The 14,787-nt window shown below is 69.1% G+C and carries 14 protein-coding genes; 5 read left to right on the top strand and 9 right to left on the bottom strand.

Annotated elements, in window-relative coordinates; all coding sequences use genetic code 11:
- Position 1: 1 nt before the first annotated feature.
- From BM175_RS10150 to BM175_RS10180, 9 genes are all read right to left on the bottom strand, one after another.
- Complete coding sequence (locus BM175_RS10150) at positions 2 to 1,597, bottom strand: carboxyl transferase domain-containing protein (protein ID WP_090962684.1); 1,596 nt, start codon at positions 1,595 to 1,597, stop codon at positions 2 to 4.
- 9 nt (positions 1,598 to 1,606) lie between these two features.
- A complete protein-coding gene (locus tag BM175_RS10155) occupies positions 1,607 to 2,746 on the bottom strand; it encodes an isovaleryl-CoA dehydrogenase (protein ID WP_090962772.1) in 1,140 nt (379 codons plus the stop codon).
- A gap of 121 nt (positions 2,747 to 2,867) precedes the next feature.
- On the bottom strand, positions 2,868 to 3,764 hold the full coding sequence (locus tag BM175_RS10160; RefSeq protein ID WP_090962685.1) for a LysR family transcriptional regulator: 897 nt from the start codon (positions 3,762 to 3,764) through the stop codon (positions 2,868 to 2,870).
- A gap of 53 nt (positions 3,765 to 3,817) precedes the next feature.
- Positions 3,818 to 3,976, bottom strand: coding sequence for a hypothetical protein (locus BM175_RS22685; protein WP_175526818.1), 159 nt, complete (start codon positions 3,974 to 3,976; stop codon positions 3,818 to 3,820).
- Positions 3,977 to 4,107: 131 nt separating this feature from the next.
- Positions 4,108 to 5,241, bottom strand: coding sequence for a glycerol dehydrogenase (locus tag BM175_RS10165; RefSeq protein ID WP_090962687.1), 1,134 nt, complete (start codon positions 5,239 to 5,241; stop codon positions 4,108 to 4,110).
- A 24-nt stretch (positions 5,242 to 5,265) separates the two neighbouring features.
- Entirely contained in the window at positions 5,266 to 6,060 is a 795-nt protein-coding gene (locus BM175_RS10170) for an SDR family NAD(P)-dependent oxidoreductase (protein ID WP_090962689.1), read from the bottom strand.
- A 45-nt stretch (positions 6,061 to 6,105) separates the two neighbouring features.
- Positions 6,106 to 7,680 carry a GMC family oxidoreductase gene (locus BM175_RS10175; RefSeq protein ID WP_090962691.1) on the bottom strand — a complete coding sequence of 525 codons (1,575 nt, stop codon included), beginning with the start codon at positions 7,678 to 7,680 and terminating at the stop codon, positions 6,106 to 6,108.
- Positions 7,681 to 7,743: 63 nt separating this feature from the next.
- Positions 7,744 to 7,902: a hypothetical protein gene (locus tag BM175_RS22690; protein WP_175526819.1), complete on the bottom strand. Its 159-nt coding sequence runs from the start codon at positions 7,900 to 7,902 to the stop codon at positions 7,744 to 7,746.
- Positions 7,902 to 8,615: a GntR family transcriptional regulator gene (locus tag BM175_RS10180; RefSeq protein ID WP_090962693.1), complete on the bottom strand. Its 714-nt coding sequence runs from the start codon at positions 8,613 to 8,615 to the stop codon at positions 7,902 to 7,904. The genes BM175_RS22690 and BM175_RS10180 overlap by 1 nt, the downstream gene beginning before the upstream one ends.
- Before the next feature lie 335 nt (positions 8,616 to 8,950).
- Here BM175_RS10180 and BM175_RS10185 point away from each other — a divergent pair, with 335 nt between their 5' ends.
- The 5 genes from BM175_RS10185 (at position 8,951) to BM175_RS10205 (ending at position 14,720) form a co-directional block, all read left to right on the top strand.
- The gene (locus BM175_RS10185) at positions 8,951 to 10,063 is read left to right on the top strand and encodes an iron-containing alcohol dehydrogenase (protein ID WP_090962695.1); all 1,113 of its coding nucleotides are present in this window, start codon (positions 8,951 to 8,953) and stop codon (positions 10,061 to 10,063) included.
- 70 nt (positions 10,064 to 10,133) lie between these two features.
- Positions 10,134 to 11,159 carry a sugar ABC transporter substrate-binding protein gene (locus BM175_RS10190; protein WP_090962697.1) on the top strand — a complete coding sequence of 342 codons (1,026 nt, stop codon included), beginning with the start codon at positions 10,134 to 10,136 and terminating at the stop codon, positions 11,157 to 11,159.
- 68 nt (positions 11,160 to 11,227) lie between these two features.
- Positions 11,228 to 12,739, top strand: coding sequence for a sugar ABC transporter ATP-binding protein (locus BM175_RS10195; protein WP_090962698.1), 1,512 nt, complete (start codon positions 11,228 to 11,230; stop codon positions 12,737 to 12,739).
- The gene (locus BM175_RS10200) at positions 12,736 to 13,728 is read left to right on the top strand and encodes an ABC transporter permease (RefSeq protein ID WP_090962700.1); all 993 of its coding nucleotides are present in this window, start codon (positions 12,736 to 12,738) and stop codon (positions 13,726 to 13,728) included. The genes BM175_RS10195 and BM175_RS10200 overlap by 4 nt, the downstream gene beginning before the upstream one ends.
- Positions 13,725 to 14,720, top strand: coding sequence for an ABC transporter permease (locus BM175_RS10205; RefSeq protein ID WP_090962702.1), 996 nt, complete (start codon positions 13,725 to 13,727; stop codon positions 14,718 to 14,720). Before BM175_RS10200 ends, BM175_RS10205 begins: the two co-directional genes overlap by 4 nt.
- Positions 14,721 to 14,787 lie beyond the last annotated feature (67 nt).

Below are 14,787 nucleotides of genomic sequence, written 5' to 3' on the forward strand. Positions count from 1 at the left end.
GTCACATCCGGAACAGGCCGGCGCGCGGGCGCTCCGGGATGGGGGCGTTGAGCGTCGCCGAGAAGGCGAGGCCGAGGATGTCGCGGGTGTCGGCCGGATCGATGATGCCGTCGTCCCAGAGGCGGGCGGTGGCGTAGTAGGGGTTGCCCTCGTCCTCGTATGTCTGGCGGATCGGCGCCTTGAAGGCTTCGGCTTCCTCGGGCGTCCACGTGTCGGCGTCGCGGTGGACGGTCGCGAGCACGGCGGCCGCCTGTTCGCCGCCCATCACCGAGATGCGCGCGTTCGGCCAGGAGAACAGGAAGCGCGGGCTGTAGGCGCGTCCGCACATGCCGTAGTTGCCGGCACCGAAGCTGCCGCCGATGAGGACCGTCACCTTCGGGACGCTGGCGGTCGCGACCGCGGTCACGAGCTTGGCACCGTTCTTGGCGATGCCCTCGCCCTCGTACCTGCCGCCGACCATGAAGCCCGAGATGTTCTGGAGGAACAACAACGGCACGCGGCGCTGGCAGGCAAGCTCGATGAAATGCGCTCCCTTCAACGCGCTCTCGGAAAAGAGGACGCCGTTGTTGGCGAGGATCGCCACCGGCATGCCCCAGATCCGCGCGAAGCCGCAGACGAGTGTCGTGCCGTAAAGCGCCTTGAACTCGTGGAACTCGGACCCGTCGACGAGCCGCGCGATCACCTCGCGCACGTCGTAGGTGGTGCGAAGGTCGGTCGGCACGATGCCGTAGAGCTCGGCCGGATCGAGGAGCGGCGGGCGCGGGGGCGCGCGCTCGATGTCGACCGCCTTCGCGCGGTTCAGCGTCGCGACGATATCGCGAACGATGAGGAGCGCGTGGGTATCGTCCTCGGCGACATGGTCGACGACGCCCGAGCGCCGCCCATGGGTCTCGGCGCCGCCGAGTTCCTCGGCCGAGATCACCTCGCCCGTCGCGGCCTTCACCAGGGGCGGGCCGGCGAGGAAGATCGTGCCCTGGTTCCGGACGATCACTGTCTCGTCGCACATCGCCGGCACATAGGCGCCACCCGCCGTGCACGAGCCCATGACGCAGGCGATCTGCGGGATGCCCGCCGCCGACATCTGCGCCTGATTGAAGAAGATGCGGCCGAAATGGTCGCGATCGGGAAAGACCTCGGCCTGATGGGGCAGGTTGGCGCCACCCGAATCCACGAGGTAGATGCAGGGGAGATGGTTCTCGAAGGCGATCTCCTGCGCCCGCAGGTGCTTCTTCACCGTCATCGGGAAATAGGCGCCGCCCTTCACCGTGGGGTCGTGCGCGACGATCATGCATTCGCGCCCCGATACGCGGCCGATGCCGGCGATCATCCCGGCGCCGGGCGCGGCGTCGCCATAGAGGCCGTTCGCCGCGAGCGCCCCGATCTCGAGGAAGGGCGAGGCGGGGTCGAGGAGCCGGGCGACGCGGTCGCGCGGCAGGAGCTTGCCGCGGGCGACATGCCGGGCGCGGTGCTCGGCCGATCCGCCGAGTGCGGTTCTGGCCGTCGTCTCGCGCAGCGTCGCGGCGAGCGCGCGGTTGTGGGCGTCCTGGGCCGCGAAGGCCGGCGAGGCGGTGTCGGCGAGCGAGCGGAGCGTCGGCATCGGCGGGGCCTACTGGACGCGCGGGGCGTCGTGCTTGATCAACTCGCGGCCGACCAGCATGCGTCGCATCTCGTTGGTGCCGGCGCCGATGTCGAGAAGCTTGGCGTCGCGCCAGTAGCGCTCCACCGGCCAGTCGCGCGTGTAGCCGGCGCCGCCGAGCGCCTGGATCGCCTCGCCGGCGACCCGCACCGCGCTCTCGGACGCGAACAGGATGCAGCCCGCCGCGTCGAACCGCGTGACGCGGCCGGCGTCGCACGCCCTTGCGACGGCGTAGCAGTAGGAGCGCGAGGCGTTGAGTGCGACATACATGTCGGCGACCTTCGCCTGCATCAGCTGGAAATCGCCGATCGGGCGGCCGAACTGTCGGCGCTCGCGAACATAGGGCACCACCACGTCGAGGCAGGCCTGCATGATGCCGACCTGGATGCCGGACAGGACCACGCGCTCGTAGTCGAGGCCCGACATCAGCACCTTCACGCCGCCGTTGAGCGGCCCCATCAGCTGTTCGTCGGGCACGAAGCAGTCGTCGAACACGAGTTCGGCCGTCGGCGAGCCGCGCATGCCGACCTTGTCGATCCGCTGGCCGATCGAGAAGCCGGCAAAGTCCTTCTCGATCAGGAAGGTCGAGATGCCCTTGGAGCCGGCCTCCAAATCCGTCTTGGCGTAGACCACGAGCGTGTCGGCGTGGCTCGCGTTGGTGATCCAGAACTTGGTCCCATTGAGGCGCCAGCCGCCGTCCACCTTGTCGGCCTTCAGCTTCATCGACACGACGTCGGAGCCGGCGCCCGCCTCCGACATGGCAAGGCTTCCGACATGCTCGCCCGACACGAGTTTCGGCAGGTACTTCGCCTTCTGCTCCGGGCTCGCCCAGCGGCGGATCTGGTTGATGCACAGGTTCGAATGGGCGCCGTAGGAGAGGCCGATCGCGGCCGAGGCGCGGCTCACCTCCTCGCAGGCGACGAGATGCTCGAGATAGCCTTGTCCGAGGCCGCCGTGCTCTTCCTCCACCGTGATACCGTGGAGCCCGAGCGCGCCCATCTGCGGCCACAGCTCGCGGGCGAAGCGGTCCTCCCGATCCACCTCCGCGGCGATCGGCTCGATCCTGTCCGTCGCAAAGCGCCGCGTCGTGTCGCGGATCGTGTCCGCCATCTCGCCGAGGCCGTAATCCAGGTCCGCCAACGCGCCCTCCCAAGCTTGTCGAAGCGCAAGACTACGTGGCTTCGCCCGTCCGGCAAAATTGAAAGATGCCGGGCTTCATCATAGGCGAGATCTATGATGAGATGGACGGTGCAGACGCGGCCCCTGCGCAGGCTTCCGCCAGCCGATCGGCGGTGCGTCCCGAGGTCAGCGACCGGGCGTCGGCATGGGGGGCGACGACAAGGCCGAGGTCGCGCCGGAAGGCGAAGTCCTCCATCGGCACCCTGGCGACGCCCGCCTCTGTGAAGCCGTCCGGCATCACCGTCAGCCCGAGGCCGGCCCGAATATAGGCGAGCGCCTTGTCGTCGCTGGTGGTGCGGGCGGCAAAGAAGGGGCGCACGCCCCGCGCTGTGAAGAAGCGGCTGGTCTCGGGCAGAAGCTCGCAGTGTCGGCGCACCAGCATCGGCTCGTGGAGGAGGTCCTCGGCGCGTAGGGCGGGGCGGCCGGACAGGGGATGCGTCGCGGCGAGAGCCAGGGAATAGCCTTCCGACACGACCGGGCGTCCGCTCGTCCGCTCGGCCTCCTCGCGCAGGATCGTCAGCGCCATGTCGATCCGCCCGCGCGTCAGGCGCGTGCGCAGGTCGCGCTCGCCGCCCTCCACGATCTCCAGCCGCTCGGATGCCCCGTCCTGCGTATGCCGCATGAGGAAATCCTCGGTCCAGCGGCGGGGCACGGTGGAGAGGATGCCGAGCCGGAGGACCGGCGCGGCGGCGCTGCCCGCGGCCTCCCGCTCGGCCGCCGCAAAGCCCGCCTCGATCGCGCGCGCATGGGCGAGAAGGGCGGCCCCCGCCGGGGTCAGTTCGACGCGCCGGTTGCTGCGATGGAAGAGCACGCGCCCGAGCCCCTGCTCGAGCTTGGCGATGCCGACCGAAAGGGTCGGCTGCGAGACGTGGCACGCGGCGGCCGCGCGCGAGAAGTTTCCCGTGTCGACCACGGCGAGGAAATAGCGCAGGTGATAGCGGTCGATCATAGCCGCAGTCTATGGAGCGCCCTCGCGCGCCGCAACGGGTGGCGCTTCGCGCCTCAGGCTTCGCCGTAGTGCTCGATCAGGCAGACGAGTTCGACGGCGGTCCAGCCGAGGAGACCGGCGAAGGCCAGCACCGCGCCGCCGGCGCCGATGGTCAGCGCGATGGCGATCGCCCCGAAGGCGGTCGGATCGGGTCCGGGCATGAGGGGCAGCATCGGGGCCTCCTGTGGCGTCGCGAGTGATATCGCGCGAGCGCGGCCGGCCGGCAAATGCAACGAAGGATTAACCCTAATGCGGCCGGCCCCCGCGACGCCGGCGCGGCCGGCCGGCGTCGCGGGGCGAGGGGTCAGTGACCCGGCGCGGCGGGCGCTGCGGGATCGGCCTTGCCGCGCTCTGCGAGGTGACTCGCGGTCCAGATCGCATCCGAGATCGCGCGCGCCGTCAGCTTGACGGGGACCGAATGGATGACGTTGGTCGGGACCATCGCGGCCTCGCCGACGCGGGCGATGTCGGCGGCGCCGGCGTCCTTCAGGCCGAGGTCGGCGAGCGTCGTCGGCAGGCCGACGTCGCGGCAGAAGGCGAGTGCCTCCTCGAACTCGGCCGGCGGCCGGTTCTCGAGGACGAGGAGGCACAGGACCCCGAAGGCGACCTTCTCGCCGTGTAGGAAATGGTGCACCGGCTCGAGGACGGTCAGCGCGTCGTGAATGCCGTGCGCGCCGGATACGCCGCAGTTCTCGAAGCCGAGGCCGGACAGAAGCGTGTTGGCCTCGATGATGTTCTCGACCGCGGTCGTCAGGCGCCCGTCCCTTGCCGCGACATAGGCCGCGCGCCCGTCGCGCATCAGCGTATCGTGGCAGGCGCGCGCGATCTGGTAGCCGCCGACCGTCGTGGCATAGCCGTCGCCGATGTAGTTGTTCGAGCGCGACTCGACGTTGGAGCGGGCCTCGTAGAAGGTCGAGAGCGCGTCGCCCATGCCGGCGGCGAGGAAGCGCGCCGGCGCCTTCACGATCAGTTCGCTGTCGACCAGCACCACGTCCGGGTTGCGCCCGCAGCGCACCACGCGGTCGTAGACGCCGTCCGGCGAATAGATCACGCCGAGCGAGCTCGTGGGCGAATCGGTCGATGCGATGGTCGGCACGGTCACGATCCGCGCGCCGATGTGGAAGGCGGTGATCTTGGCCGTGTCGAGCGCCTTGCCGCCGCCGATGCCGACGACGGACTTCGCGCCGGCCTCGCGGCCGGCGGCCACGCAACGCTCGATCTCGGCGTCCGACGATTCGCCGCCGAAGCGCACGAACTCGGCCGCGACCCCGGCGGCCGACAGCGCCGACTGGAGGTCTGGGCGCAGCGTCTCCCAGAAGAAGCCGTCGATCACCACTAGCGCCCGGTCGCCCAAGGGGGCGACGTAGCGGCCGAGATCGGAGGCGATGCCCGGGCCCTGGACGTAGCGAAGCGGTCCGCCGTATCCGCGTTGTGTCATGATGGGACTGTCCTCGAAGGGGTGTCAGCGCAGCGTCAGGCCGCCGTCGACCGTATGGATTTCGCCGGTGGTGAAGGAGGCGGCGTCGCTCGCGAGATAGACGACCGAGCCGGCGAGTTCGTCCACCGTCCCGATGCGGTTCTGCACCGCGCTCTTCGCCCAGTGGTTGTTGACGACGTCCGGGTTCTCGCGCAACACCTCCTCCGTCAGTTCGGTGAGGATGTAGCCGGGCGCGAGCGCGTTGACGCGGATGTTGTGCTCGGCCCACTCGGTGGCGAGGCACTTGGTCAGCATGTGCACCGCCGCCTTCGACACGTTGTAGGCGGAGTGCTTGAACGGCCAGTTGACGATGCGGCCGGACATCGAGCCGATATTGATGATCGAGCCGGACTTCTGGCGGATCATCAGGCGCCCGATCGCCTGGCTGACGAGGAACACGCCGTCGAGATTGGTCGCCATCGTGGCGCGCCAGTCGGAGAGAGCGTAGGTCTCGGCGTCGCCGGGATAGATGGTGCCGGCGTTGTTGACGAGGATGTCGGCGCGTCCCCAGCGCGCCTCGACGCCCGCTGCCAGCCGCTCGACGTCGGCGGGGTCGGCGACGTCGGCCTGGATCGCGAAGCTGTCGCCGCCGCCGGCATTGAGCTCGGCCACGAGTTCCTCGGCCTGGGGCAGCGTCGAGCGCACGACGACGCACACGTCCGCGCCGTGCGCGGCGAGCGCCTCCGCGAGCGCCCGGCCGATGCCGCGCGAGCCCCCGGTCACGATGGCCTTGCGGCCGGTCAGGTCGAACATGCGTGCGTAGTCACGCTTGGGCGCCATGGTGGTCCCCTTCCCTTGAAAAGTCTTCTGTCGTTCGATGCGGCGTCAGGCGGGCACGGTCTCGGCCACCCGCACCGGTGGGACGGGCACGGCCATCGGCTCGCCGAGTTCTCGCTCGATGTGCTCGGCGGTGCGCAGCGCCTGCGCCACGATGGTCAGCGACGGGTTGAAGCCCGTCGAGGACGGCAGGAAGGAGGCGTCGACGACGTAGAGATTGTCGACGTCCCAGACCTTGCAGTTCGTGTCGAGGACCGAGGTCTTCGGATCGTTGCCGAAGCGCGCGGTGCCGCACTGATGCATCGAGACCTTGATGTCCATCTTCTGCGTGATGATGAGGGGATAGCCGAGCGAGCGCATCACCTTCGACCAGACCTTCACCAGCTCGCCGTGGGATTTCAGGTTGTTCGACGTGTAGGACAGGCGGATGCGGCCGTCGGGATCGACGCTGACGCGGTTCTCCGGGTCGGGAAGGTCCTCCGACATCAGCCACCAGTCGACCGAGCGCTCGGCGAACAGGCCCATCGCCCATTCCGGCGCCCACTTGGCGTTGGCCGTCAGCATGCCGGCCTGCAGCTTGCCGAGGCCCTGGATGTTGCCGAGCGGGTAGGGCTTTTCGGAATTGGCGAGATAGAAGTCGTTGATCGCCATCGACTTCTGGAAGGTGACGCGGTTCTTCTTGAACGGCGAGATCGCCATCATCGCCGTGTTGTTGTGGGCCATGTAGTTGCGGCCAAGCTGGTCGGACGTGTTGTTGCCGAGGCCGCGCGGGTGCTTGTCGCTCTTCGAACGCAGGAGGAGGGCGGACGAGTTGATGGCGCCGGCCGACGAGACGAAGATCTGGGCCGCGACCGTGCGGCGCTCGCCCTGGTAGTCGAGCTCGACCGCTGTCACCCGCGCGCCCGACGGGTCGGTCATGAGGCGGTGGACGAAGGCCTCGGTGATCAGCGTCACACCGCCCTTGGCGAGCGCCGGGTTGACGAGACGCACCTCGGCGTCGCCCTTGGCGCCGATCTTGCAGGCGAAGCCGTCGCAGGTACGGCAGCGCGCGCAGGCGCCCCCGTCGTGGTAGTCGATCGCGATCGGCAGCGGGAAGGGGCGCAGACCCTTCTGGCGTAGCTTCCGCTCGAACCAGGCGATCTCCGGCTCGTGGCCGATCGCAGGATAGGGCATCGGTCCCGAGCGCGGCGGCTCGATCGGATCGACGCCTGCCTCGCCGTGCGTGCCCATCAGCTTCTCGGCGCGGGCGTAGTAGGGCTCGAACGCGTCGTAGCGGACCGGCCAGGCCGGGGCGACGCCCGCCTCGTGCTGCAGATCCTCGAAATCCTCCTTGCGGAAGCGCACGGTGGCCGCCCCGAAGAACTTCGAGTTGCCGCCGACATAGTAGTAGGTCGAGGGGTTGAAGAGCTTGCCGTCGCGGTCGCGCCACTCTTCCTTGGTGGCGTACTTCTTCTTGTGGAAGACGGCGTCGACGCTCCAGTTGTCCTTCTCGCGCGGCAGGCGGGGGCCGCGCTCGATCATCAGGATTTCGCGGCCGGGCGCGGCCAGGGCGTTCGCCAGCGCGCCGCCGCCGACGCCCGCGCCGATGATGACGATGTCGTAGCTGTTCTTGAGTTCGCTCATCTCTTCATTCCTCCCGGACGTCCGGCCGCTCGCCTCCCAGCGCGCTGGCGCGACGTCCCGTCCTCACATCACCGCGCCGACCTGTCGGGGCGTGAATTCGTTGTCGTCCACGGTCTCGGATGTCGGCGGCTCGGCGGATGCAGCCGCCGGAATCGCGGCAAAAATCCGGGCGCCTGTCCCGCCCTCTTTCCAGCGCCGAGCGCCGGCAGAAGCGACCGGCATCAGACCTCCTTGCGCCTGAAGTAGCGGCCGTCCTCGTACATCGCGCTCATCACCGCGAAGGAGGACTCCAGGTGGATCTTCATCGCAAGCTCCGCCTGGTCGGCATTGCGCCGGCCGAGCGCGCGCACGATCGCGGCGTGCTGCTCGGTCACCTCCGCGAGATGGCCCGGCAGGGGCGCCGAGAGCTGTCGCATCCGGTCGAGATGCGCCTTGACGAGGTTGATGAATTTCCAGATGCGCGGATAGCGGCTGATGCCGGCGATCGCCGCGTGGAAGGCGTCGTCCACCTCGATATATTCGTGCAGCGCCCCGCGCTCCAGAATGTCGCGCATCTCGCCGATCAGGCGCTCGAGCCGGCGGATGTCCTCGTCGGTGGCATAGGCGACGGCCCGGCGGATGCTCTCGATCTCGAGCGCGCGGCGGATCACGAAGCCCTCTTCCGCGACCTCGAAGGAAATCTTGGAGACGTAGGTCCCCGAGTGCGGAAACACGTCGACGAGGTCCTCGTCGGCGAGCCGCTTCAGCGCTTCGCGCACCGGCGTGCGCGACACGCCGTAGGCGAGGCACAGCTCCTTTTCCGAGATCACCGAGCCCGGCTCCATCCGGAGACGCACGATGGCGTGGCGCAGCACCTCATATATCTGTTCGGCCTTCAGCGTCGGCTTTTCCGCCGGCGAGCGCCTGTCTCTTGCGGCGCTAGTCCCTGCAATCATGGATCAATCCGACGGATCTGTTGAGGTGTTGACAACCTGGAACCGGTCTGGCTTCAATAACTCATATATCGGTTGACGGCGCAAGGCGCAATCCGATACGAGATCGAACAGCGGCGGAGGAGGCCGCCGACACGCACCGGCAGGGCCGGTCCGACCCGCCCGAACCATCATCGCAGACCCGATCGCGTGGGCCCTCCGGGCGAGCGCCGGCACCTCGTCGGCGAGCGTCCCGGCATGCCCCGACAAGACCCATCGCGCCCGATCGGCGCGGCCGGTTTCCCGGCCGCGAACGGTGCCGCGCATCCTGAATGTCGACAAGTCCGGAAGTGCCCGTCATGGCCCTGATCACCTACCTCACCCGCATCGAGTTCGACGAAGGCGCGATCGCCAGGCTGCCCTCCATCCTGGAGGGGCTGAACGTCTCGCGTCCGCTGGTCGTCACCGATCGGGGGCTGGTCGCAAGCGGTCTCGTGGAGCGGCTGCTCACCCTCTTCACTGAGCGTCCGGTGGTCTTCTCCGACACGCCCGCCAATCCAACCGAAGCGGCGACCGAGGCCGCCTTTGCCCTCTACCGCGCCGAAGGCTGCGACGGGATCGTCGGCCTTGGCGGCGGCTCGTCGATCGACCTCGCCAAGGCCGTGCGGCTTCTGAGCGGCCACGAGGGGCCGCTCGCGCAGTACACCGCGGTCGAAGGGGGAGCCGCCCGGATCCACGGCCGGATCTGCCCGCTGGTCGCCGTCCCGACGACGTCGGGCACCGGCTCCGAGGTCGGTCGCGCCGCCGTCATCATCACGGCCGAGGGGCGCAAGCTCGGCATCGTCTCGCCGCACATGCTGCCCTCGGTCGCACTCTGCGACCCCGAACTGACCTACGGCCTGCCGCCGTTTCTGACGGCGGCGACCGGCATGGACGCGATCTCGCACTGCCTCGAGACCTTCATGGCGCCGTCCGTCAACCCGCCGGCCGACGCCATCGCGCTCGACGGGCTGAAGCGCGGCATGGCGGCGATCCGGCAGGCCGTGCGCGACGGCTCCGACGCCCGCGCCCGCTGGGAGATGATGATGTGCGCGCTGGAAGGCGCGATGGCCTTCCAGAAGGGCCTCGGCGCGGTGCACGCGCTGACCCACCCGCTCGGTGCGGTGCGCGAGTTGAACCTTCACCACGGGACGCTGAACGCCGTCCTGATGCCCGCCGTCCTCCGCTTCAACCGCGAGACGATCGGGGAGAAGTGGCAGGTGCTGGCGGGCATCCTCGGCGGCGAGCCGGATGCGGTGATCGCAAGCCTCGTGCGCGACATCGGCATGCCGTCCGGCCTGCGCGCCATGGGCGTCACCGACGAGATGATGGAGCGCATCGCCAGCGAGGCGCTGAAGGACCATTGCCACGGCACCAATCCGCGCATCCCGACCCGCGAGGACTACCTCGAACTGCTTCGCCAGTCCGCCTGAGGGCGGCCGGCGCCATGCGCATCGGGGCGGCGGGGGGCCGCCTCGTCCATTCATCACTGGGAGGACCGACATGACCGACTTCGACGATAACAGCCCGGAAGCGGCCCGTCTGCGCCTGACGCGCCGCGGGTTCCTGAGCGGGGCCGCCGCGTTGACGGTGGCAACAGCGCTCGCCCGGCCGAACTTCGCCTTCGCGCAGGACGCGCAGTTCTGCGCCTCGCTCGGCTGGACGGTCTGGGAATCGGGCCGCCACATCGTGGCCGGCTACGAGGACGCCGTGAAGCGCCTCGGCGGCACGCTGACCATCGCCGACGCCAACTACGACGTGAAGAAGCAGGCCGACCAGATCGCCGCCTTCGTGGCGTCGAAGCCCGCCGCGATCTTCATCACGCCCGCCGACGCCGCCGCGATCGCCCCGGCCGTGCAGGCCGCGGTCGCCTCCGGCATCCCGATCTTCTGCGGCGACAGCTACGTGCCCAACACGACGGTGACCTCCACCGCCATGTCCAACAATTTCGGCCTCGGCTCCTACGGCGCGCAGTACATCGCCGACCGCCTGAAGGGGAAGGGCAAGGTCGCGATGGTCTGCCTGCCCTCCAACGAGTCCTGGGACCAGCGCACGCTCGGCGCGAAATCGATCTTCACGCGCTATCCCGATATCCAGGTCGTGTCCGAGATCGCCTTCGCGCTCGGCGGCACGACGACGCCGCGCCAGGTGGTCGACAACATCCTCACCGCCAATCCCGAGCTCGACGCCATCTGGTGCGCCTGGGACGGTGCGGCCTCCGAGGGCACGCTCGCCATCAAGGCGTCGGGCCGCGACGTCTTCATCACCGGCATCGACGGCGGTGCGCAGTCCTTCGAGTACATCCAGGCCGGCTCGCCCTTCGCCCTCACCATGGCGCAGAGCTTCTACGAGATGGCCTACATGAACGCGTTCTTCGCGCATGAGGTGATCGCCGGGCGCAAGGCGCCGCGCTTCGTCATCACCCCGTCCTACGCGGTGACGCAGGAAAGCCTCGCCGATATCGACATTCCCGACACCTACGACCAGCCCGGCGAGGCCGCCAAGCTCGGCTGGAACCGCGTCCTCTGATCGACGCCGACAGACGAAGGGAGGACGGGCATCAAGCCCGTCCTTCCCGCGCAAGAGGAGGGGAGCCCATGTCGAAAATCCTGACCATGAGCGGTATCGCCAAGCGGTTCGGGCCGGTGCAGGCGCTCGGCGGCGTCGATTTCGACCTCGACCGGGGCGAGATCCACGCGCTGCTCGGCATCAACGGCGCGGGCAAGTCGACGCTGATCAAGATCCTCTCCGGCGTCTACGTGAAGGACGAAGGCACGATCACGATCGACGGCGAGGCGGTCGAGCTGGGCACCCCGCGCGCGGCGATCGAGGCGGGCGTCGCCACCGTCCAGCAGCATCCCGAACTCGTGCCCGACTGCACCGGCGTCGAGAACATCTTCCTTGGAGGCGAGGGCGCCTCGCCCGGCCTCTTCCGCCGCATGAACCGCGCCGCGATGCGCGAAAAGGCGCAGAAGCTCCTCGTCCGCTTCCCGATCGAGATCGATCTCGACGCGCGGGTCGGCGAGATGCCGGCGGTGGACCGCGAGATCGTCGCGATCCTCCACGCGCTGCGGCACGACCATATCAAGATCCTGATCCTCGACGAGCCGACCTCGACGCTGACCGAGCGCGAGAAGGCCTCGCTCTTCCAAATGATGCGGGCGCTTCAGGCGGGCGGCATCTCGATCATCTACATCACCCACCGGCTGGAGGAGGTCTACGAGATCGCCGACCGGTTCACCGTGTTTCGCGGCGGGCGCAACGTGGCGACGATGACGCTTGGTGAGGCGCGCCTGACGGGCGTGTCGATCCCCGAGCTGATGCTCGACGAGGCCGCGGGCGACCTCTACCCCGCCCGCGACGGCCGCTCCGACGGCGACGTCCTCCTCGAGGCGAAGGGCCTTGGCTGCGGCGCGCACTTCTCCGGCGTCGACCTCGTCGCGCGGCGCGGCGAGATCCTCGGCATCTTCGGCCTTGTCGGTTCCGGCGTCGACGAACTGTCCAAGGTGCTCTACGGCGCGATGCGCCACGATGTGGGCGAGCTCGTCGTGAAGGGCGAGACGCGCAACTTCCGCGGGGCCCATGATGGTCTGGCCGCCGGCATCTTCCTCGTCCCGGGTGACCGGCGGACGGAAGGGCTGACGATGACCAAGGACGTCGTCTTCAACACCACCGTCGCCCATCTCGGCCGTGCCTCCTGGGTTGGCGGCCTCCTGCGCATGCGCGCCAACCGGCAGGCGAGCGAGCGGCTGGCGCGCGACGTCGGCCTTCAGCCCTTCGAGCTGGATCGTCCGGTCAGCGCCTTCTCGGGCGGCAACCAGCAGAAGATCGTCATCGCCAAGGGCCTCTTCCGCGACGCCGACATCTACATCTTCGCCGAGCCGACGGTCGGCGTCGACATCGGCGCGCGCGCCAAGCTCTATGCCCTGATGCGCGAACTCTCGCAGCGCGCCGCCGTGATCGTCGTCTCGTCGGACTGCGACGAGGTCCACGGTCTCGCCGACCGGGTGCTCGCCCTCTACAAGGGCCGCCCCGTGCATCCGGGCGGGGCCGAGCCAACCCGCGACCAACTTCTCGCCGCCGGCATCATGGGAGCGCGCGCAGCATGAAACGACGCACCAACCCGCTCGTCCCGCGCATCCTCGCCTTCGCAGTCTTGCTCGGCGTCGTCGCCGCGGTCTTCGCGAGCCTCAGCCCGGCCTATCTCTCGGCCGGCAACCTTCACGGCCTCTTCCGGCACATGGCGGTGCAGGGTCTCGCCGCGCTCGGCCTTACCTTCGTGATCGTCGTGCGCCAGTTCGACCTGTCGTTTCCAGGCGTTGCCTCGCTCGGGGCGATGACGCTCGGCTGGCTGATCGCGGGTCGCTACGGTCTGGGCATGGGCGTCGCCGGCGCGCTCGCCGTCGGGCTCCTGTGCGGTCTCGTCAATGGCTTCGCCGTCGCGTATCTCCGCCTGCCCGACATCGTCGCGACGATCGCGACCGGCGGGGCGGCCGTCGGCCTCTCCTACTTCTATTCCAACGGCACGTCGCTCTCGAAGAACTTCTTCTCGTCGGGGATCCTCGATCTCAACGACGCGAAGTATCTCGGCCTCGACGCGCCGGTCGCGATTCTCGCCCTCGCGGCCCTCCTGTCGGCCGTCGTGCTGCACGGCTCGCGCTTCGGGCGGGCCTTCTACGCGACCGGCGAAAACCGAACCTCCGCGATCTTCTCCGGCATCCGCGTCAGGCTCTACGTGCTGGCGGCCTTCGCGCTGTCGGGCATGCTCTCGTGCCTCGCGATCACGCTCCTCGTCGCCTCCTCGGGCGCGGCCAACGTCACGGCGGGCGCGCAGCTCCTGATGCCGGCCTATGCCGCGGTCTATCTCGGCGCCGCCCTCTTCGGAGCGGCATCGGTTCCCGCCACCGTCGCGGGCACGCTCCTGATGTCGGCGATGCTGAACGGCTTCACGCTGCTCGCGGTCCCCTACTACTACTCCGACGCCATCGTCTCGATCGTCCTCATCAGCGCCATCGCGCTCTTCGACCCGAAGATCGCGGAAGGCTTCCGCCGCTTCCGGGACGCCGGCAAACCCGCCTTCCGCGAGGCCCGTTCATGAGCGCCGTCATGCCCACCGCCTCCCGCCCCGTGCCGGCCGCCGGCTTCGACGTCAGACGCTTCGTGGTGCGCTTCGGCCTGTTCTTTCTCCTCGCGATCCTCGTCGTCGTCTTCTCCTGGCTCCGGCCGAGCTTTGCGAGCGCCGGCAACGTCACCGACATCCTGCGCTCGGCCTCGATCTCGGCCGTGATGTTCCTCGGGCTCACCTGGATCATCGCAGCCGGCGAGATCGACGTGAGCTTCATGTCGGTCGCCGCTCTGTCCACCATGATCATCGCCGGGCTCGTCTCGTCCGGTTTCGGCTGGCCGGTGGCGGTTCTGGTGGCGCTCAGTGCGGGCGTCGCGGTCGGCCTTCTCAACGGGCTTCTCGTCGCCGGCATGGGCCTGCCCGCCCTCGTCATCACCATCGCGACCGGGGGCCTCGCCGGCTCCGTCGCGGCGGCGATCGGCAAGGGCACCTCGATCCCGATGGCAACGACCGGCTTCGTCGGGCCGATCGTCGACGCCGATCTCGGCATCGTGCCGGTGATCGCGATCGTCGTCGCCGCGCTCTACGCGGTGGCCTGGGTGCTGCAGGACCGCACGACCTTCGGCCATTACATCTACGCGATGGAGCAGAACCGCCGGGCCGTGGTGGAAGCGGGCGTGCGCGCCAACCGCATCCTGATGATGCTCTACGTCCTGTCGGGCACGCTGTCGGCCGTGGCGGGCGCTCTTCTCGCCGCCGATCTCTCGTCCGGCCAGCCCTATATCGGCACGTCCTATTTCATCGACGGGCTGACGGCCGTGCTGCTCGGTGGCATGGCGCTGAAGATGGGCAAGCCGAACGTGATCGGCACCCTGGTCGGCGTCGTGCTGCTCGCCGTCCTTCTGTCCGGCGCGGCGCTCCTCGGCTGGACCGACTCGCAGCGCCAGATCGTGCGCGCCGCGCTCCTGATCGCCGGCGTCGCTCTCGTCGTCTGGACCCGCCGCAAGACGCGCGCGCATCTCTGACGCGGCAAAGCCGTCCCCCGATCGGCGACCGCGCGGTCGCCGAACCCTCACCCGTCGCATTTCGAAA

This window comes from Aureimonas phyllosphaerae, from assembly GCF_900113065.1.
Taxonomy (GTDB): domain Bacteria; phylum Pseudomonadota; class Alphaproteobacteria; order Rhizobiales; family Rhizobiaceae; genus Aureimonas; species Aureimonas phyllosphaerae.

Coding starts and splice junctions, on each gene's coding strand:
- BM175_RS10185 (WP_090962695.1), top strand. CDS start 8,951: ATGGCCCTGATCACCTACCTCACCCGCATCGAGTTCGACGAAGGCGCG.
- BM175_RS10165 (WP_090962687.1), bottom strand. CDS start 5,241: ATGACACAACGCGGATACGGCGGACCGCTTCGCTACGTCCAGGGCCCG.
- BM175_RS22685 (WP_175526818.1), bottom strand. CDS start 3,976: ATGCTGCCCCTCATGCCCGGACCCGATCCGACCGCCTTCGGGGCGATC.
- BM175_RS10150 (WP_090962684.1), bottom strand. CDS start 1,597: ATGCCGACGCTCCGCTCGCTCGCCGACACCGCCTCGCCGGCCTTCGCG.
- BM175_RS10180 (WP_090962693.1), bottom strand. CDS start 8,615: ATGATTGCAGGGACTAGCGCCGCAAGAGACAGGCGCTCGCCGGCGGAA.
- BM175_RS10175 (WP_090962691.1), bottom strand. CDS start 7,680: ATGAGCGAACTCAAGAACAGCTACGACATCGTCATCATCGGCGCGGGC.
- BM175_RS10160 (WP_090962685.1), bottom strand. CDS start 3,764: ATGATCGACCGCTATCACCTGCGCTATTTCCTCGCCGTGGTCGACACG.
- BM175_RS10205 (WP_090962702.1), top strand. CDS start 13,725: ATGAGCGCCGTCATGCCCACCGCCTCCCGCCCCGTGCCGGCCGCCGGC.
- BM175_RS22690 (WP_175526819.1), bottom strand. CDS start 7,902: ATGCCGGTCGCTTCTGCCGGCGCTCGGCGCTGGAAAGAGGGCGGGACA.
- BM175_RS10155 (WP_090962772.1), bottom strand. CDS start 2,746: ATGGCGGACACGATCCGCGACACGACGCGGCGCTTTGCGACGGACAGG.
- BM175_RS10195 (WP_090962698.1), top strand. CDS start 11,228: ATGTCGAAAATCCTGACCATGAGCGGTATCGCCAAGCGGTTCGGGCCG.
- BM175_RS10200 (WP_090962700.1), top strand. CDS start 12,736: ATGAAACGACGCACCAACCCGCTCGTCCCGCGCATCCTCGCCTTCGCA.
- BM175_RS10170 (WP_090962689.1), bottom strand. CDS start 6,060: ATGGCGCCCAAGCGTGACTACGCACGCATGTTCGACCTGACCGGCCGC.
- BM175_RS10190 (WP_090962697.1), top strand. CDS start 10,134: ATGACCGACTTCGACGATAACAGCCCGGAAGCGGCCCGTCTGCGCCTG.